18 protein-coding genes are annotated in these 18210 nt (G+C 63.1%); 9 read left to right on the top strand and 9 right to left on the bottom strand.

The window, feature by feature from the left end; genetic code table 11:
* Window positions 1-105: 105 nt before the first annotated feature.
* Window positions 106-3204, bottom strand: a complete 3099-nt coding sequence (locus tag IVB47_RS11940; protein WP_247461736.1) for an autotransporter domain-containing protein — start codon at window positions 3202-3204, stop codon at window positions 106-108.
* Window positions 3205-3510: 306 nt separating this feature from the next.
* Between IVB47_RS11940 and IVB47_RS11935 the strand changes: the two genes are divergently transcribed.
* The gene (locus IVB47_RS11935) at window positions 3511-4374 is read left to right on the top strand and encodes a helix-turn-helix transcriptional regulator (RefSeq protein WP_245287859.1); all 864 of its coding nucleotides are present in this window, start codon (window positions 3511-3513) and stop codon (window positions 4372-4374) included.
* 1134 nt (window positions 4375-5508) lie between these two features.
* Here IVB47_RS11935 and IVB47_RS11930 read toward each other — a convergent pair.
* Window positions 5509-7272: a HAMP domain-containing methyl-accepting chemotaxis protein gene (locus IVB47_RS11930; RefSeq protein WP_027569737.1), complete on the bottom strand. Its 1764-nt coding sequence runs from the start codon at window positions 7270-7272 to the stop codon at window positions 5509-5511.
* A 380-nt stretch (window positions 7273-7652) separates the two neighbouring features.
* Entirely contained in the window at window positions 7653-8357 is a 705-nt protein-coding gene (locus tag IVB47_RS11925) for a GrlR family regulatory protein (RefSeq protein WP_247286332.1), read from the bottom strand.
* Between the two features lie 337 nt (window positions 8358-8694).
* Here IVB47_RS11925 and IVB47_RS11920 point away from each other — a divergent pair, with 337 nt between their 5' ends.
* On the top strand, window positions 8695-9144 hold the full coding sequence (locus IVB47_RS11920) for a hypothetical protein (RefSeq protein ID WP_245287858.1): 450 nt from the start codon (window positions 8695-8697) through the stop codon (window positions 9142-9144).
* Between the two features lie 105 nt (window positions 9145-9249).
* Here IVB47_RS11920 and IVB47_RS11915 read toward each other — a convergent pair whose 3' ends face one another.
* The 4 genes from IVB47_RS11915 to IVB47_RS11900 form a co-directional block, all read right to left on the bottom strand.
* Entirely contained in the window at window positions 9250-10071 is an 822-nt protein-coding gene (locus IVB47_RS11915) for a tetratricopeptide repeat protein (protein WP_247461734.1), read from the bottom strand.
* Window positions 10072-10103: 32 nt separating this feature from the next.
* Window positions 10104-10787: a substrate-binding domain-containing protein gene (locus IVB47_RS11910; protein WP_247461732.1), complete on the bottom strand. Its 684-nt coding sequence runs from the start codon at window positions 10785-10787 to the stop codon at window positions 10104-10106.
* Between the two features lie 18 nt (window positions 10788-10805).
* Window positions 10806-11507 (bottom strand): GrlR family regulatory protein, encoded by a 702-nt coding sequence (locus tag IVB47_RS11905; protein ID WP_247461730.1) that lies wholly within the window; start codon window positions 11505-11507, stop codon window positions 10806-10808.
* A gap of 194 nt (window positions 11508-11701) precedes the next feature.
* The gene (locus IVB47_RS11900) at window positions 11702-12736 is read right to left on the bottom strand and encodes a glutamine synthetase beta-grasp domain-containing protein (RefSeq protein WP_007591833.1); all 1035 of its coding nucleotides are present in this window, start codon (window positions 12734-12736) and stop codon (window positions 11702-11704) included.
* Between the two features lie 537 nt (window positions 12737-13273).
* On the opposite strand from IVB47_RS11900, the gene IVB47_RS11895 reads away from it, so the two are divergent.
* From IVB47_RS11895 to IVB47_RS11865, 7 genes are all read left to right on the top strand, one after another.
* Window positions 13274-13477 (top strand): DUF2735 domain-containing protein, encoded by a 204-nt coding sequence (locus IVB47_RS11895; protein ID WP_007591835.1) that lies wholly within the window; start codon window positions 13274-13276, stop codon window positions 13475-13477.
* Window positions 13478-13645: 168 nt separating this feature from the next.
* Window positions 13646-14389 (top strand): tyrosine-protein phosphatase, encoded by a 744-nt coding sequence (locus IVB47_RS11890; RefSeq protein ID WP_247461728.1) that lies wholly within the window; start codon window positions 13646-13648, stop codon window positions 14387-14389.
* A 40-nt stretch (window positions 14390-14429) separates the two neighbouring features.
* Window positions 14430-15110 (top strand): SDR family oxidoreductase, encoded by a 681-nt coding sequence (locus tag IVB47_RS11885; RefSeq protein WP_247461726.1) that lies wholly within the window; start codon window positions 14430-14432, stop codon window positions 15108-15110.
* Between the two features lie 53 nt (window positions 15111-15163).
* The gene (locus IVB47_RS11880) at window positions 15164-15361 is read left to right on the top strand and encodes a hypothetical protein (protein ID WP_027569729.1); all 198 of its coding nucleotides are present in this window, start codon (window positions 15164-15166) and stop codon (window positions 15359-15361) included.
* Window positions 15358-15612 carry a hypothetical protein gene (locus tag IVB47_RS11875; RefSeq protein WP_247461724.1) on the top strand — a complete coding sequence of 85 codons (255 nt, stop codon included), beginning with the start codon at window positions 15358-15360 and terminating at the stop codon, window positions 15610-15612. The genes IVB47_RS11880 and IVB47_RS11875 overlap by 4 nt, the downstream gene beginning before the upstream one ends.
* A gap of 179 nt (window positions 15613-15791) precedes the next feature.
* The gene (locus IVB47_RS11870; RefSeq protein ID WP_247408483.1) at window positions 15792-16478 is read left to right on the top strand and encodes a DUF2161 family putative PD-(D/E)XK-type phosphodiesterase; all 687 of its coding nucleotides are present in this window, start codon (window positions 15792-15794) and stop codon (window positions 16476-16478) included.
* A gap of 95 nt (window positions 16479-16573) precedes the next feature.
* Complete coding sequence (locus IVB47_RS11865) at window positions 16574-16879, top strand: hypothetical protein (RefSeq protein ID WP_007591844.1); 306 nt, start codon at window positions 16574-16576, stop codon at window positions 16877-16879.
* An 81-nt stretch (window positions 16880-16960) separates the two neighbouring features.
* Here the strand turns inward: IVB47_RS11865 and IVB47_RS11860 are convergent, their stop codons facing one another.
* Window positions 16961-17590 (bottom strand): GNAT family N-acetyltransferase, encoded by a 630-nt coding sequence (locus tag IVB47_RS11860; protein WP_007609461.1) that lies wholly within the window; start codon window positions 17588-17590, stop codon window positions 16961-16963.
* Between the two features lie 150 nt (window positions 17591-17740).
* Window positions 17741-18142, bottom strand: coding sequence for a PaaI family thioesterase (locus IVB47_RS11855; protein ID WP_027569725.1), 402 nt, complete (start codon window positions 18140-18142; stop codon window positions 17741-17743).
* Window positions 18143-18210: the final 68 nt, after the last annotated feature.

Raw genomic sequence — 18210 nt, 5'->3', positions numbered from 1 at the left:
GCACTCCGTCCCGGGAACGGAGTCCAATCGAAATTGTAGTTCACGCCGAGCGTCATCACGTGATCGCGCGGCCTGATCATTTCCGACGGCACCGCTGCCAGGAGTTCACCACGCATATCGCACCACGCCTTTGCCGGCGTAGCTGCGCGTCACGTTGGAGAACTCGCCTTCGAAAGTCGCGGCGGTCGACCAGCCGTTCATCCATTTGGTTTCGGCGGATGCGGTGAGAAGCGCGGAATCGGTAGCCTGCGGGGCGCCGTTGACGAAGAAGCTGGCGCCCGGCAGCGTCTGGAACGTCGCACCGATGCCGCGGTCGGAACTGAAGTCATGCGCCCAGGCCACGCGGCCGCGCAGCGTCAGCATCGCGCTCTGCACGGCAAAGGATCTATCGGTGCGCAGACCGAGTTCGCTGCGGGTCGCGGTCACGCTCTTCGCACTGTAAGCGAGTGCAAAATTGTTGGTGCCCGAGACGACACCTTCCGCATAGGCCGGCAGCTCGAATGTGGTGAACTGGCCCGCCGCGTAGGGCGTGAATCCGAGCCCGCCGATCACGGGCGCCACGAAGCGGTAACCGCTCTCGACACGGCCGGACCAGGCATTGGCGTTGAACTGCGCACGCAGCCGATCGATGCCGGCGATGGTGACGGTGCGATCGGTGGTGACGTCCTGCCAGCCATAGGCGAGTGCGCCGGAGAAATAAGCGGCGCCGATAGTGTGCCGGATGAAAGCGCCGGCCTGGAACAGGTCGGAACGCCCGGTCCCGTGATTGGCCACGCTGAAACTGGTGCCGCCACCGGCCAGCGAGAAGCCGGCGATGGTGAACGGCGAGAAGCGATAGTCGGCACCAACAGCTGTGCCGTAGACTTGCGACGTCGCCGCATTGGAGCCGGTCAGGTTATTGCCGTCGGTCGTCTGCGAGCCGCCGAAGCCGGCTGCCCACACGCTCCAGCGCTGCTGGAACGGCACCGCAGCTGGCGCCTTGGTGTAAATCGCCGCCAGCGCATCGTTCGGATTGCGCTTCTTCGCGGCAAAGGCGAGCGCTTCCTCGTCGGCATAACCGGGGGCGTTGCCGCCGGCAGTTCCGCCGTCATCGCGTCCGGCAATGAACGGGTCGGTCATGACGCCCATGAACTGGTTCATCGCGTTGAACGTGGATTGCTGCGATCCCGTTCCGGTCTCGCCGGCCGCCTGCGAGAGCCCCTTCGGCGACATGTTTGCGAACACTGCGGGAATGCCGCCGGTGGTGTTGAAGAACTTCGTCAGCGCGTCGCCGACCGCCTGCTGATTGGGGTTGAGGCCGCCTGGAATGCCAAAATTCAAGACCATGTCCAGGTAGACGTTGTTGGCACCGTAGCTCAACGTCGAAGAAAAGTTCGATGGCGCACTGGAAGTAATCACGCCACCGAAGGCACCGCTGACGCCGCCCGTCGCGGTGAGGATGATGTACTTTTTCTGCACATAGGTCCCGGGCGCAAAGCTGGCGCCCACCGCAGCGCCGCCAAGCGTCGCTGTACCGTTGACGACCGTGAATGAGGCCGTCGTGGGGTCGATTTGGACCAGATATTGCGCGGCCGCCTGGAACGCGAGATTGCCCGTTATCACCATCGACGAACCCGGCGTGCCGTTGCCAGGCGTAAACATGCCGGAGATCGTGCTGCTGGCGCCGGTCACCGTGCCGGCGCCTTGCAAAACGGCGAATGTCTGGTTGAAGCCGTTCAAATCCAGCGTCGCGCCGCCCGCGACCGAAAACTGATTGCTGGTCCCGAACGCGGCGGCGTGTCCGGCGCGCAGCGTTCCGCCGTCTACCATCGTTGCGCCGCTATAGGTGTTGGCCGCCGAGAGCACCAGCGTGCCGACGCCGTTCTTGTTCAGTCCCCATATTCCGGCCTCGACACCCGTGCCGCCAGAACCGGTCTGGTCGGCGATGCCGTCTGAAAGCGTTTGCGTCGCGCCGCCGCCGGGCTGGAAGTTGAGGATGCCGTTGCCTTGAAGGAAGATGCCGGCTCCGAAAGCAGAACCGCCACTACCCGCCGTGCCATTGTCCACGCCGCCAAAACCGTTGCCGCCCGTGCCGCCGACTCCCCCGGCGACGCTGCCGCCGTTGACGTTGAACGCGCCGGCGATCGTTAGCGAGCCGCCCTCCTGAACGAACATGGCGCCGCCCAATCCGGCGCCGCCGCCGCCGCCGCCACCTCCACCACTGCCACCGTTCGCCGCGATGCTGCTGCCGTTGCCACCGACGCCACCACCAAATCCTCTACTCCCGCCGGTTCCGGCCACCTCACCCAAATGGTCTGCCCCGCCGCCGCCGCCGCCGCCGCCACCAACGCCACCAGCGCCTCCCTGATGGCCCGCTATCGAGTGACCCCCTGCGCCGCCGCCGCCAAATCCCCCCGAGCCGCCTCTGTCGTCCGCAGCACTATGAGTGCCGCCGCCGCCGAAACCGCCTTGGCCATTACCGAATATGGGACTTCCGCCGATCCCGCCGGCACCTCCATCGCCGCCACCTCCGCCGTTAATGCCACCGGGGGAGCCGCCGAAACCCTGTCCGCCACTTGCCGCACCAACGACAATGCCCGCCCCGCCTCCGGCCCCTGTGTCGCCATCGGCGCCGCGTCCGACACCGCCACCGGCGAACCCGCCCACTGCATGGCCGCCGAGACCGCCGCCTGCGCCGCCGGCCGTTCCTGCGCCCGGCACGCCGTCACCGCCGACAGCGCCGGCGCCGCCGGTTGCGTTGTTGCCTGAAAGAACGACGTTGCTCACGGTCACATGGCCACCGCTCGCCACGAACAGCGCGCCGCCTGCACCGAGGCCGCCAGCGCCGCCCCCGCTACCGAATCCAACGTTGCCCCCGTCGCCGCCAAGCGCCTGGGTGTTCTGGATCGTCAGATTGTTAATGGCGACAGTGCCTGCGTAGACAAAGAACCCGCGCTGCACGCCACCGCCGTCCAGCCTGAAGCCGCCGCCATTCACCGTGACGTTGCTGGTGGTGTTGAAGGCGCTGAGCGTGTCGGCCGCTGCGCCAGTCAGCGTGATGTTGTTCTGGAAATTGATGACATAACTCGCGCTGGCATTGCTGTCGGCCTGCGCGATCGCCGCCGACAGGCTGGCACCGTCGGACACATTGATGACCGTCTGGGCGTGCGCACAGGTGCAACTGATCAGGGCATAAGCCGTGCCGCTCAGGAGAGTTGATCGCACCAGAAGCTCGCGGCGCTGTCGACGGGCAGGCGTATTCTTCACTTCATTGCTCCACCGCCGGCACCCTGGCCAGTGGAAGCTGCGAGTGCCGGAATAGCGCCTGACAGGACGAAGAAAGAGCCGGGCCATCGCCTGTCCGTCCGGCCTTCGCCGGGCCATCTAAGCCGGCGCGCGCCCGTCGTCGTACGCATCGCTGATCTCCCAATGTCGCTACGCTGAGAGAATCCGTCTTCCCAGTCACGGCGCCGAATATCGCGCCACTGGATAGGTCTGAGAACTACCTAGAAAGGTGGTTCGCCGTGCTTTATGTATGCCCGCGCAGGTCGGCGACCTCTGAGGTCAGAGAAACTCTGCACGCGCACTGGGAATGACATGCTTCTCTCCACGGATCCCATCGATCCGCAAAATCAAGACGTCTATGCACTCTGGGATCAACTGGCCGACTTCTCGGTAGCCGATGGTGATGCTGCGCTGACCCACCTGATGTCCGCACTGCGCACCATGTTGTCGGCACGCAATGTGCTGTGGGGCGTGGTCGTGCGATTGCCTTCGCCGAAGCGGGCCGATCCCCTGCTCGGCTGGCGTCCGCGCCTCGTCAGGGTGCTGGACCCGGTACCGGCGGTCGCGGCATCCGTGCAGAAGCAGTACGATACGCTCTGGTCGGACGACGTCGACCTGTCGCAGATCCTGTCAATGTCGGGCGATGAGCCGTTCCGCGTCCGCCTGCTGTTCGAAACGCTGCCGCCGGCATGGTTCGAGGGCAAGCACTATCGTCGGCACTATCTGGATGTCGGCTTCGCCGACAGCATTTCCGTGCGCATCGCACTCAATGACGATTTGAGGATTCGCCTGTTCGTGTTTCGTGATGCCCAGCAACCCCGCTTTACGGCACAGGACGGCCAGCGTCTGGGCTCCGTGATGCGCGCCTTGAGATGGTTTCACCGTCAACAATTGCTCAGCCATGGTCTGCTCATCGCCAACGCGCCCCTCACGCCAGCTGAACGCCGGGTGTTGCTCGGACTGCTCGCAGGGGACACGGAAAGGCAGATCGCGCAAAAGCTCGAGCAGAGTCCGAACACCACGCATTTTCACGTCAAGTCGATCTACGCCAAGTTCGGCGTGCGCAGTCGCCAGTCGCTCGCCGCCCTGTGGCTCGGCAAGCTGCAATAAACGAACTCAAGTCCGCAGTTAACCCGGCCTGACACAGGTCGGTAGAGGCTGTTCTCAAACACGGACGGCGGGCCGATGCACCCCTTGACCGACGAGGAAATCGTTTGATGGGAGTTCTATACAACTGAAGCCCTTTGGTCTGTGGCGCGCCTCGCAAGTCAAAGAGCCGCTGCGGCACCGGGCTCTCGCGTGGTCGAAATTTCTTAGATCAGGACTTCGCAACTGACCCGGCCTTCCGGCGAAACCGCCACCGGTCGCAGCAGTCGAGCTTCGATGCGATAACCACGCGGCCCTCAATGAAATGCGCCGCTACTTCGCTGATGGTCCAAGAGCAGAAGTCGCAGTGCATGAGCGCGCCGACGCGGCAGCCTTACTCTTTGTTCTCAGTCCAGGTTTGCTCGCCGCACTGGCACTTGAACATGCGAACGATTCCACCGGTATCCGGGTTGAGCATCTTCACCGCGAGGGCCAGCCTTCGGCCACAGTGATTGCAGGGCTTGGTCGGATTTGGCTGATAGCTGGAAAAGACTTCGTTTTTGAAATCGCGGTCCACTGTACTGCACTCAGGTTGCGAGAATCACTAAGTTCCAACGTGCACAATTGTTCCGCAGATTGAACCAGGCGAGCGCGAATTCAACTGAGGCTGCGGGCGGTTAAGTAGCCCCGGTGTCGCGCCGAGAATGAGAACAAATCGGCATAGAACGCGAACCTCCATGTCCTCTTGGGTCAACAAAGCCGGTTTGACTGGAGTCGTGGCACTTCCGGACTGACCCGAACTGCAGATAGATCGCTGCACGGCGTCCGGGCAATGCGAAGGGCCAACACCGGAAGTGTCAACTCACCACATGTATCTCACCACGCCGAACTGGCTCTCGGCTGCAAACTTCCGCTCTAACCTCTCGAGCCGACATGCATCGCACCGCGTCAACCGAAGCGATGGGCCAACAGAGGAAGTCAGCACGTCGATCACGATTCAAATCCGTGACGCCGCAAACTAGCGGCGGCCGGCAGGGACCATGCGCTCGCGAAAACAGAAGCCATCCTCCATAGAAGCTTTCGAGCTTTTGGTCTGCCTCGTTATTGAAGGCTTCATATCGCTCGAGTGCATTTGCCTCCAGATATCCGGGCCCAGGACTACGCAGCCCTCACTGTGCTAAGAAACTTGCCAACCTCCAGCTTGAGACGATTAGAATCACCTGAGAGTGACTGCGCAGCAGATAAAACTTGCGAGGAAGCCGACCCGGTCTCACTAGCTCCCCGCTGCACATCCATGATGTTGGAGGAGACCTGCTGGGTGCCTTGCGCCGCCTGCTGGACGTTGCGGGAAATCTCCTGCGTCGCCGCGCCCTGCTCTTCGACTGCTGCGGCAATGGTTGACGAAATCTCCGACAGCCGCTCGATGGTGCCGCTGATTTCCTTGATGGCGCTCACCGATTCCTGGGTCGCGGCTTGAATACCGGTGATCTGCTGACCGATCTCGCCGGTCGCCTTTGCGGTCTGCTCGGCCAGGGCTTTAACCTCCGAAGCCACGACTGCGAAGCCGCGACCGGCCTCGCCAGCACGGGCCGCCTCGATGGTTGCGTTGAGAGCCAGCAGATTGGTCTGGCCGGCTATGGTGTTGATCAGTTCTACCACATCGCCGATGCGCGCGGCAGCCTTCGACAACTCGCCGACTCGATCGTTGGTGGTGCGGGCCTGGTTGACGGCATCATTGGCCATTCGCGCCGATTCCTGCACTTGGCGGCTGATCTCATTGACGGACGACGTCAGTTCCTCAGTGGCGGACGCCACAGACTGCACATTGGTTGAGGCTTCCTCCGAGGCCGCAGCGACCATGGTGGTGAGCTCCTGCGCTCGCTCGGCGGTGGAAGTGAGCGTTGCCGCGGAGGCCTCGAGTTCGGTCGAGGCCGAAGACACGGTTTCGATGATCTCGCCGACAGCGCCTTCAAAACCATCAGCGAGCTTGATCATGTCCGCCTTGCGCTGCTGCGCGGCAACTTGGTCCTGCTTGATCTTGGCTTCGGCTTCCGCTTGGGCCTTCTGTGCCGACACCACCTTGAATTTCTCGACCGCTCCAGCGACCTGGCCAACCTCGTCCTTACGGCCGAGGCCGGGCAGCACCACTCCGAAATCACCCTCGGCAAGCTTCTCCATGGAAAGGCTCAATGCGCGCATGGGACGGGCAATGCTGAAAATCGAGAACACGCAGCTTGCGACCAACAATAACGCTGCCGACAGGCCGATCGCCAGCGACATGAGTTCGGCTGAAGCCATTTCCTTTGCGGCAGTGACATTGGCCTCATCGGCGCTGCTCTTCGAAAATTCAACAATTTTGTTGGCCAGCACCTCAACTTCGTTCGCGACGGGCAAAGTCACCTCGCGAGCGACGCGGACTGCCTCGTCGTTGAGTTTTGCGATCTTTGCAACAGCATCAGCCGGCAGTTCGCCGCCGGCGACGCGCTTAGCTTCGATCCCAATGATCTCGGTCTTGATCGCTGCGATCTGCTGGGCACCCTTGGCATATTCTCCAATACCGCCCTTGAGCTTCTCCATGCGTCCTCGATTTTCCGGGGAATGGCTCAGCTTCAACATCGCGTCGGCAAATCCGTGTGCCCGCGTCACCCGGGCCGCAAGGTACTCGCTCGCCGCTTTGAAGCTCTCGGGGCCATTGGCGAGGCGCATGTCGCGAAGGCCGATCTGCATGCCGCGCTGCGCCGCCTTCGCCTCTGCAGCAGTGAGCGCGATTGTCTGTTGCTCGGTCGCAGTCTGATTAGCTCTTTTAACCGCCAAGTTGCCGGACATCTGGGTGTAGATCATCAGGCCCACCAGAAGAATGCTCAGGGCCGAAGCGATCCCAAGCTTGGTTCCAATGCGCAAATTCTGGATCATGCCAATCATGTCGTTTCCTCAAAATGTGTTCAGCCCATCAACGATGTGCGGTCGGCAATTGATGATTTGGGGGGCGAGCGGCGGTGCTCTGCCTAAATCTGAGGCACGGCTGGTATTGTTAGTCTTAACATTCCGTTACGTAAAAATACGGATCCACCCTGCTCGCAATTTTGGGCGTCCTCGCCGGAACGGCACAGGTTGACACGGTGGTGGTGCGATCGAGGATGATCTGCAATGGCGGAATTACCGAATGACGCTTCGTTCAGAAGCGCCGCTATCGGAAGTTCAACGAGAGATCCGCAATGGGGTCACGTGCTGACCTCGACCTCAGCGGAACGCCAGCCTGCTTATCTTCGCAAGCGGACACCCCGGACCTTTGAATAACCGCCCTACGCCCGTCGCATCAACTTGAGCGATGCTGCCAGCCGCAAGCTGCGCTTGCCTGCAAGCGCGATGCCTTCGAGCTCGCCGCTGTCCGTTGTGCAGGTGCCGGAGAAACCGATCCCGACCTCATAGCCGCCGAACACGGGGTTCTCGCCTTTCGCCGGCGTGTGCTCCTGGTTGAGGATTTCGCCCTTCCAGCGGCCGTCGGCCGAGGAATAGGAGCCGAGATAGTAGAAGAACGCATCGCCGCCGAGGATGCGGCCGTCCATCAGCAGCATGACGCCGGAGAGCCCGGCATCGACGCCGTCGAGCGCGCGCAGGTGGATCGCATAGAGCCCGTTCACCACCCCGCCCGGACCAATCGTCCCCTGCGGCGGCAACCCCTCGTCATCGAGCCGGGTGAGATTGGCCCAGAAACCGGCGCCCGGCATCGTGTCCGCGCTGCCCGCGAGACGGATCTGGTTGCCAACGAGCCGGCCGCGCGCGCCGATCGAGGCGACGTCGGCCCCCATCAGCGGCTTGTAGTTGGGATCGTCGTTATGCCGTTCGGTGATGACTTCGGCGATGATCTCGCCGTCGCGCTCGAAATAGCTTCCGAGATGCGCGAAGGCCGAATTGCCGCCCAGCAGCTTGCCGTCATGCATGCACATGATGCTGCGGCCGAAGGCATCGTTGACCCCGTATTCAACCTTGTAGAGTCCGTCCAGCAACGCAATTGACCCGGAATATCAGAAGGAAAGCACGCGCTACCTAGCACCGCCATCGCACCAAGACCATCGGGCTTTTTCGCGCAGGGGCATTCGCGAAGCCACACCCTGCCATGATGCCATCATGCGCCTGTTTTGCCCGACGGCGCAATAGATTTCGGCAATTCCGCAGGAGGCGATTTCACACCATTTGCGGACCTGCGATTTCAAACACTTGGCTACTGTGCATGGGGTTGTTTTTCGAGTTTTTGTTTGGCCGGTCGCGAGCCGCCCTTACGCACTCCCCCAAGCCGGCTTCGAACCCGCCGGTTGAGGCGCGCGACAAACCGGCATGGATCACATGGAGCCATCAGCCGAGGCGCAGATCGCAACCTTCATCGCAAGCGCGGCGAAGCAGCCGCTGCTCGATGCCGCGTTCGAGCTTTGGCGCCGACGCACCCAGCTGGATTCGGTCGAGGGGCGCCCGACCGCCGAAGAGGTCCGCGTCAACCGCACCCTCACGCCGGAGCAGATCAGCGCGAAATACCGCTGGGATCGCGACCACGCCCATGAAGGACCGATGTTCGATTATCTGAAGCGCGCTCATCCGCGTGCCGATGACGACGCGATCAGGCAGGCCATCATCACCGCCGTCAGGTTCGAGGACGCGACCTTCACGTATTTCAGCTGGGATGGCGATTTCTGGGACTGCGTCGTCCGCGCGGTGGCGAAGGCCTCCGCGCACTATCCCGATTTCCTCGAGATGACCTATCGCGACGCCCGCAACAACGTCGCCTACTACTACAAATGAGCTACAGCATGATCCGGACCCGCAGGGCCGCGTTGGCGCAAAGTGCACAGCGGTTTTCCGAAGAGATCATGCTCCCAAATAAATCCAAAGCGCGTTCAACGCGCTTTAGAAGCACAGCGTGGTGACGAGCTTGCCCTGCTTGTCCTTGATCGCATAGGGACAGCGCAGCCGCTCCAGCGCCTGCTTGGCATCCGCATCGCCGAGCGCTGCGGCGCGCTCGTAATAGGATTTCGCGGCGTCCTTGTCCTTCGGCCCGCCGCGGCCTTCCTGTGCGAAGGCACCCATCCGCTCCAGCGCGCCGGGATGGTTTTGCGCGGCCGCCTTCTCGAACAGCGCGCGCGCCGCGGCGTCGTCCTTCGCCCCGCCCGTGCCTTCGGAGAGCATCACGCCGAGCTGGTACTGCGCCTCGGCATTGGTCTCGGCGGCCTTGCCGAGCAATGCGCGCGCCTGTGCGGGATCGGCCGGCGCGGCACCGCCGGTGCCACTGAGCGCGGCGAGATTGCTGATGCCGCGGGGATTGCCGGCCTGCGCCGCCTTCTCGAACAATTTGCGCGCCTGCGCTTCATCCCTGGCGACGCCGGAGCCGGTACCGTAGGCCACACCGAGCTCGACCATCGCCGCACTCGATCCCTTGTCGGCGGCCTTGCGCCAGGCTGCCATCGCTTCCGCCGTCTGCCGGTTGGCCGCATAGGCGCGGCCGAGCGCGAACATCGCGCGCCGCGATGACGGCGCGGCCTGCTTGCAGAATTTGATGGCGGTCGTGACGTCGGCGGCCGCAATCTCCGTCACGCCCCTCATGTCGGCCGGCTTGTCGGGATCGCTGGGGTCGGCGGCGACCCGGTCGCACAGGACGAGATCGGCCGATTGCGCATGCGCCGACAACGGCACCGCAAGCGTGAGAAGGATCGCAACGAGGAAAGTCCGCATGGACGCCAGGTTGCGTCGTGGCCCCGGCAAATTCAAGGCTCCAGCCCCGATTGGCGCAGCACGGGGATGACCTCGGGCGATGCCAGATAGCGCAGCAGCCGGTCAGCGGCTTCGGCATGTTTGGCGTTGGCCATCCGGCCGGCGGAGAACACGGCCGGCGTTTGCAGATCGTGCGGGACCGGGCCGACCACCTCGATGGCTTCGACCTGCTTCAGCTCGCTGATCTGCTGCACGGCGAGGTCAGCTTCGCCGGTCACGAGCCGCTCTGCGGTAAAGCCCTGCTCGACGATGGTGGCCTTGGCATTGATCTGGGCCGCGATCCCCATCCGGACGACCAGCTGGGCGAAGTACACGCCGCTCGCGCCCAGCCGCGAATAGGCCACCGATCGCGCCGCCAGCAGCGTATTGCGCAGCGCGGATTCCGTGGCGATGTCGGGATGTGCTTGCCCTGCCCGCACCGCGATGCCGACGAAGGAGCGTGCGAGGTCGGCTGCGTTCCCTGAGACGACGCGGCCCTCGCCGATCATCTCGTCGAGCCCTTCACGGGTGAGGATCACGAGATCGGCGGCCTCGCCGTCCCGCAACCGTTTGAGCAGCGCCAGAGTCGGCGCGAAGTCGGCGTCGATGCGGACGCCGGTCGCGGCCTCGTACGCGGAGGACAGGCTGCGCATCGCGCCCATCAGGCCGAGCGTCGAAAGCATGCGAATTGTTTCCATCAGCGATTCCCGTGGCGATCAGGCGCGGTGCATCAGCTTGAGCGCGGCGGTCAGGCGCAGGCCGCGCTTGCCGGCGAGCGCCGTTGCCTCCAGGACCGCCTCCTCGGCATCATAAGTGCCGGAGAAGCCGATGCCGACCTCGTGGCCGCCGAAGATCGGATCGTCCTTGGCCGGCGTGTGCTCCTGATTGAGGATCTGGCCCTTCCAGCGCCCGTTGGCGGCGGTGTAGCTGCCGAGATAGTAGAATGATGCGTCGCCGCCGAGGATGCGGCCCTTGTTGAGCAGCATCACGCCGGTGAGACCGCCGTCGACGCCGTCGAGCATGCGCAGATGCACCGAGTAAAGCCCGTCGGCGATGCCGGCCTCGCCGACGCCGCCGGCGATCGGCATCTCGTCTTCGGTGATCAGCGTCATCAACGACTGAAAGGGTACGCCGGGCAGCTCCTTGAGCTCGCCCTTGAAGCGATAGAGATCGCCGTCGGCCCAGCCCTTGGCCAGCAGGGTCGCATCGTCCGTGCCCGCCATGGCGCGATAGGTCGGATCGGGGTTGTGGCGGACCGTGTTGATCACGATGTCGACGCCGGCTTCGGTCTTGGCGTAGGTGCCGATATGGGCGAAGGCCGAATTACCGCCGAGCATCTTGCCGTTGCCAGCATGCATCACGCTTCGGCCGACCCCGTCGCCGAGCTGAAATCTCACCTTGTAGAAGCCTTCAAACACCAGCCGTCCCCGGCCCTGCACGCATCCAGGCGCACTCTATCCCGCTTTCGGCGGCGATGGACAAATTTCCCGCCATGACGTCCGAGGGGTCTCCGCAACGACTGTCATCGGAATGAAAAATCCGCCGAAGCCTTTCGGCTTCGGCGGATCGAAGTCCAACCCGGGCCAGCCCCCCAGCCCGGGCCGGGAGGATCTTAGGCGGCCGCCTTCTTGTCGGCCGGCACGGAGGCGATCGTCTTCAGGATCTGCGAAGCGATCTGGTATGGGTCGCCCTGCGAATTCGGACGACGGTCTTCCAGATAGCCCTTGTAACCGTTGTTGACGAAGGAGTGCGGCACGCGGATGGAAGCACCGCGATCGGCAATGCCGTAGCTGAACTTGTTCCAGGGCGCGGTCTCGTGCTTGCCGGTCAGACGCTTGTCGTTGTCCGGGCCGTAGACGGCGATGTGGTCCATCAGGTTCTTGTCGAACGCCGCCATCAGCGCCTCGAAGTACTCCTTGCCGCCGACCGTACGCATGTACTCGGTCGAGAAGTTGGCGTGCATGCCGGAGCCGTTCCAGTCGGTGTCGCCGAGCGGCTTGCAGTGGAACTCGATGTCGATGCCGTACTTCTCGGTCAGGCGCAGCATCAGGTAGCGGGCCATCCACATTTCGTCAGCGGCCTTCTTGGAGCCTTTGCCGAAGATCTGGAATTCCCACTGGCCCTTCGCGACTTCCGCGTTGATGCCTTCATGGTTGATGCCGGCAGCCAGGCAGAGGTCGAGATGCTCTTCGACGATCTTGCGGGCGACGTCGCCGACGTTCGAGAAGCCAACGCCGGTGTAGTACGGACCCTGCGGGGCCGGATAGCCGGAGGCCGGGAAGCCGAGCGGACGGCCGTCCTTGTAGAAGAAGTATTCCTGCTCGAAACCGAACCAGGCGCCGGAATCGTCGAGAATGGTGGCGCGCTTGTTGGTCGAGTGCGGGGTCTTGCCGTCGGGCATCATGACTTCGCACATCACGAGCACACCGTTGGTGCGGGCGCCATCCGGGAACACCGCGACCGGCTTCAGCACGCAATCGGAGCTGTGGCCTTCAGCCTGCTGGGTGGAGGAGCCATCGAAGCCCCAGAGCGGAAGCTGCTCGAGCGTCGGGAACGACGCGAATTCCTTGATCTGAGTTTTGCCGCGCAAGTTCGGAGTCGGCGTATATCCGTCGAGCCAGATGTACTCGAGCTTATACTTGGTCATTGAGCCTCTCTGTAGATGATGCGAAAGGTGGGGGCCGCAGGCCCCCGCACGATTGTTTACCCGGCCAACATCGGCCGACGCTTTCCAAGCATTTAACGTGCCAAAAGGCCGCGGCGCGGGAGGTTTTCCACCGCCGCCGGCCCCCTCTCCCTCCCGGCGGATCGGCCAGTGCGCCGTGCGTCATAGCGGCGCACCTTTGCGTGAAGCTGCACCGCAAAAATCCCGCGGAAATCGCCCGATTCTGGAGCAGGCAGGCCCGGGTCTAGGTTGCCGGCTAAACGCGCATCAACGTCCGGCAATATTCGCCAAGTCTGCGCCCGTCGCCCGCAACCTTCGCAACGGCCCACGCGTTAGCCACCCGAGCGCTGCCTTAGAGGAAGCAGAATGCAGTCTGCCTACAAAATAGGCCAAGGCTGATTTCCTTTTCAGCACTTTGCATTTCGGAATGCACGGCCGATATGGGGATTCCAGTAACCACAAGCCAACGAGTCGGGCGCACCATGGAGGCCCAGCGCTGCGATCTCGGGAGATACCGCAATGATGAACAATGGACTGAGTCACGGATCTGCACAGATCTACCAATTCCCTGTCGGGGGCCGCTCGGCTCTCGGGGGGCGCCGCAACGGTGAGACCCGCCTTCCCGCCAACCACGCCTCGCTCCCCGTAAACGAGACGATTTGCAGCGGCAGCTGGTACCATCAAGAAGCAGTCGATGAAGCCAAGCCGAAATGGGATCGCTGATGCCTGCGTTCGGTTCAATACCGCCGCGGTCTCTCGATGCCCGGCGCCAGTTCGAAAAAGGGTCGAAACAACGGTGTTTCGGCCCTTTTTGATTCCGGACTTGATTGCGGGATCATATGGTCGCACAGGCGGTCACCGACCGCTTCAGATGCTTGACAAGACACCTCCATGAAAGACCCCCCTACCCGCCATCTCGCCCTGCAAGGCGCCAGCAATTTTCGCGACCTTGGCGGCTATCCGACCGCAGATGGCCGCACCACGCGCTGGCGGCACATCTTCCGCTCCAACCATCTCGGCCAGCTCACTGCCGCCGATGTCGAGATCGTCCGCGCGCTCGGCGTGCGCAGCGCCTTCGATTTTCGCGGCGCCGAGGAGCGTGCGGCGGGTGTCTGCGGGGTCAGTGAGATCGCCGTGCATTCACTGCCGATCGAGCCGACGGTCGTGGCCGCGCTGCGCGCCGAGCTCGCCAGGGGCAGGCTGACCGCGCCGGTCGCGCTCGAACTCATGCGCGAATCCTATCGCAACTACGTCCGCCACAACACGGCCAGTTTCCGCAACCTGTTCGGACATCTCCTGGAGGACTGCGCGCCGCTCGTCATTCACTGCACCGCCGGCAAGGACCGCACCGGCTTTGCCAGCGCGCTGATCCTGCATGCGCTCGGCGTGGCCGACGAAATCGTTGCAGAGGACTACCTGTTGACCAACCAGCACTACAAGCGCGACGCATCAAATGTCTCCGACCTTCCCGCCGATGTTCTCGACGCGATCGGCACCGTCGAGGCTTCGTATCTTGCGGCTGCTTTCGAGGCCGTCGGTAGCGAGTATGGCGATCTCGAAACCTACTTGCGCGACGGTCTCAAGCTCGGCAGAGCGGAGCGGACCGCACTGAAGGCGCGCTATCTGCAATCGTAATCGGGCATAAATCCTACACGGCCGCGCCGGGAGAACGATGATGCAAGGCAAGGTTCTGATCGTGACCGGAGCACTCGGCGCACTTGGAAAAGTCGTCGCCGAGACCGCGCAGTCGCGCGGCGCGCGCGTGGCCGGCATCGACCATTCGCCATCGCAAATCTCCCCGACGCCTGAGCGCATCGAGATCGGCGGCGTCGATCTGTCCGACGCAGCACAAGCAAAAACGGCAGTCGAGGCGGCGGCAAGACACTTTGGCAAGGTCGAAGTGTTGATTAACATCGCCGGTGGCTTCGCCTTCGAGACCGTGGGCGACGGCGACATCAAGACATGGCAGCGCATGCATGCGCTCAACCTGCTGACGGCGCTCAACGCCTCGCACGCGGCGCTGCCCCATCTGGCTGCGTCCACAGCCGGCCGCATCGTCAATATCGGCGCCATGGGAGCGCTTCAGGCCGGCTCCGGCATGGGCCCCTATGCGGCGTCGAAAGCCGGCGTCCATCGGCTCACCGAGGCGCTGGCGAGCGAGTGGAAAGGCAAGGTGACCGTGAACGCGGTGCTGCCCTCGATCATCGACACCAAGGCGAACCGCGCCGACATGCCGAAAGCCGACTTCGCCAAATGGGTGACACCGCAGGAACTCACCGAAGTCATCCTGTTCCTCGCCAGCGATGCCGCCAGCGGCGTCACCGGCGCGCTGATCCCGGTCGGCGGGCGGGTGTAGGTTCAACTACCGCCCATCTTTTCTAAACCTTCCTGCATTGCTATATTCGAACCATGACAACGGAAGATATCGAGCAAGCGGTCGAGCGACTTACGCCTGACGAATTGGCCCGGTTTCGTGCATGGTTCGAGCAGTTCGACGCTGAACGCTTCGATCAGGTCCTGGAGCAGGATATCAAGGCGGGTAAGCTCGATCAATTTGCCGAGGAAGCGCTGAGCGATTATCGCGCCGCCCAAACGCGCGACTTGTGAAGCACACGGCTTCCACGAGATTCTGGAAGGCTTATGAGGCATTGCCCGTCAATGTTCGGCGGCTCGCCGATGCCAATTTCAAGCTGCTGAAGAACGACCCAACGCATCCCTCGCTTCAATTCAAACGGGTCGGACGATTTTGGTCCGCCAGAGTCGGCCTACGTTATCGCGCCCTCGCTATCGAGTTTGATGGAGCCTGCGTCTGGTTCTGGATCGGCTCGCACGCAGACTACGACCGTCTCATAGGCTAAAGGCGTCAAAAAGCCGGAGATTGCCTTTGCAACGGATGCTCTGCTCGCCGGTGAGTGCGATTTTGTCGCCAACAGCCGGATCATCTGTTCCCGATCAAATGGCGCAGAGCCCCAAGCCCGTTCCGGGCTAAACTGCCGCAACTGATTCTCCGATCGGACGTGACACCCGGAAGCTTTCTTTGGAAACCACGCTCTACCTGCCTGTCAAACGCTTCCTCGAAGAGCTCGGCTTCACGGTCAAGGGCGAGATCGGCGGCTGCGATCTCGTGGGCCTCAGCGCCGGAGATCCGCCGGTAGTCGTGATCGGCGAGCTCAAGCTGAGCTTCAATCTCGAGCTGATCCTTCAGGCGGTCGATCGTGCACCGGCCGGCGACGAGGTCTGGATCGCCGCAAAGATGTCGGTGCGCGGCAAGGGACGCGAGACCGACGCGCGCTATCGCAATCTCTGTCGCCGCCTCGGCTTCGGCATGCTCGGGGTGACCGACCGCGGTCAGGTCGAGGTGCTGGTGAAGCCGCCGACGGCAGCCCCACGCCGCGAGCCGAAGGTCCGTTCGCGCCTCGTCGCAGAGCATCAGCGCCGCCAGGGCGATCCGGTGCTCGGCGGTAGCACGCGCGCGCCGATCATGACGGCCTATCGGCAGCAGGCGCTGGCCTGCGCCTCGGAGCTTGCGGCAGGCCCGCGGCGGGTGAGCGAATTGCGCCGACGCTGTCCCGATGCCGGCAAGATCATGCTTAACAATGTGTATGGCTGGTTCGAACGCACAGAGCGGGGAATCTACGGGCTGACGGAAGCGGGCCACGCCGCGCTGAAACGCTGGCCACAACAGCGGCTTGCGGATGTTGCCGGTGTCGCGTCACCACCCTGACACCCAACCGGTGCATAGCTGTGATGCCACACCGATTTCATATTGCAATGCAACATAGACAGCACTAGGTATCCCGGCATCGAAACGAGGCCGTTATGAACGCAGACTGGAATACGAAATATGGCACGCGGCGCGTGCGCCACGATCCGCCGACCCTGGACGAGGCGATCTTCGCCGCCGTCGGCATCACCGACGATCAGGAGCAGCAGGCCGAGATCGCCGCAGCCCTGATGGGCATGCCGCTTGATGTCGTCCAGGCCGAGGTCAAGAAACAGGTTCGCACCAACAGCCGCATCACCTCGACGCGCGTGATCGCCGGCGAACAGGGCGCGCAGCGCTCAGTGGTGGTCGAACGCCGTGTCGTGCGCCGCTTCGGCAACGACAAGCGCACCGGCACCTGAGCACTTGAGCTCGCTATTCTGAATACAAAAGCGGACCGGTTTTGCCGGTCCGCTTTTTTGATTCCAGTCGGCTTTTTCAGGTCAGGCGGCGCGATTGCCATAGATGCTGGAAATGATCTTCCAGCAGGTCGAGTTGAAGCTGATAAGGGCGCGGCCGGCCGCGAATGGCGAGGCCGCGAGATCAGCGAGCTCGTCCTCAGGCGCCTTGGCGAGATCGATCGTACCGGTCGATTCGCCATGACGGAATTGCAGATGCGCCCCGAACTTCCTGGCGAGCGCGCGCATCGCGTGATTCTCGGCGCCGGTGGTAATACGCAGGCGCTTGTAGCCTTTCCAGCGCGCTTCCGCGATCAGGCGGCTGAACAGCACGGTGCCGACGTTCTGGCGCCGCGCCGAGGCTTCCACGCTGAAGGCGACCTCGGGCAGCGAATCGCCCTCGGGCGGATGCAGCTCGGCCGCCCCGCGGACCACGCCGTCGACGATATAGGCGACGATCACGGTGCCGTCCTCGGCGCAACGGGCGGCGTAACGCTCGATGAAACTGTCGTCGAGAAAACCGTTGAAGCGGTCGTGCCGGCTTTCGGCATCAAGCCTCAGCAGGTGATCGCGCAAGAGCGGCAATTCTTCCTGCTGGCTCAACGTGCGCACGTAGCCCTGAACGGACTTCGGGCGACTGGTTACTTCAAGTCCAAAATCTGCTGCGAGTGACAAGTCAAAACTCCTCTTGGTGTCCCTCGAGGAGGCGTTCGAATCCCTAGGCCTCCAATATTGTGCATCGCAACAAATTTTTCAAGACGGGAACCTGCCAAAGTTTCGGGCATGGGAGGCGACTAATTCGTTAACAAAATCAAGCCCCCGTATTCAGACGAGGACCAGCTGGGTCTGCGTCACCACGGCGACCAGCTTGCCGTCCTCGGTCTCCAGCCGGGTGGTCCAGACCTGGGTTCGCCGGCCTCTGTGGACTGGGGTGGCGGTCGCGATCACCGTGGTTCCCTCCTTGGCCCCGCCGATAAAGTTGGTCTTGCTCTCAAGCGTGGTCGTGCCCTTGGCATCCTCCGGCAGATTGATCACGGTGGCCGCCGCGCCGACGGAATCGGCCAGCGCCATCACCGCGCCGCCGTGGATGGTGTGATGAAGCGTGCAGAGATCGGGCCTGACCGTCATCCGCGCCACCACGCGATCTTTCCCGGCCTCGACGAACTCGACGCCCTTGAGTTCGGCAAACGGCATCTTCATTGCTTTAAGCTTCTCGAGCGGCGTCATCGGATCTCCTCCCAAATCATTCTGCTCACAGGGTGAATTGCTCCGCGCGGCAAAGCAATGACGTCCGA

The sequence above is a fragment of the Bradyrhizobium sp. 62 genome (genome assembly GCF_023073035.1).
In the GTDB taxonomy this organism is placed as follows: domain Bacteria; phylum Pseudomonadota; class Alphaproteobacteria; order Rhizobiales; family Xanthobacteraceae; genus Bradyrhizobium.
The sequence above is the reverse complement of the archived record's forward strand: the minus strand, read 5'-3'. Positions and strand labels throughout refer to the sequence as shown.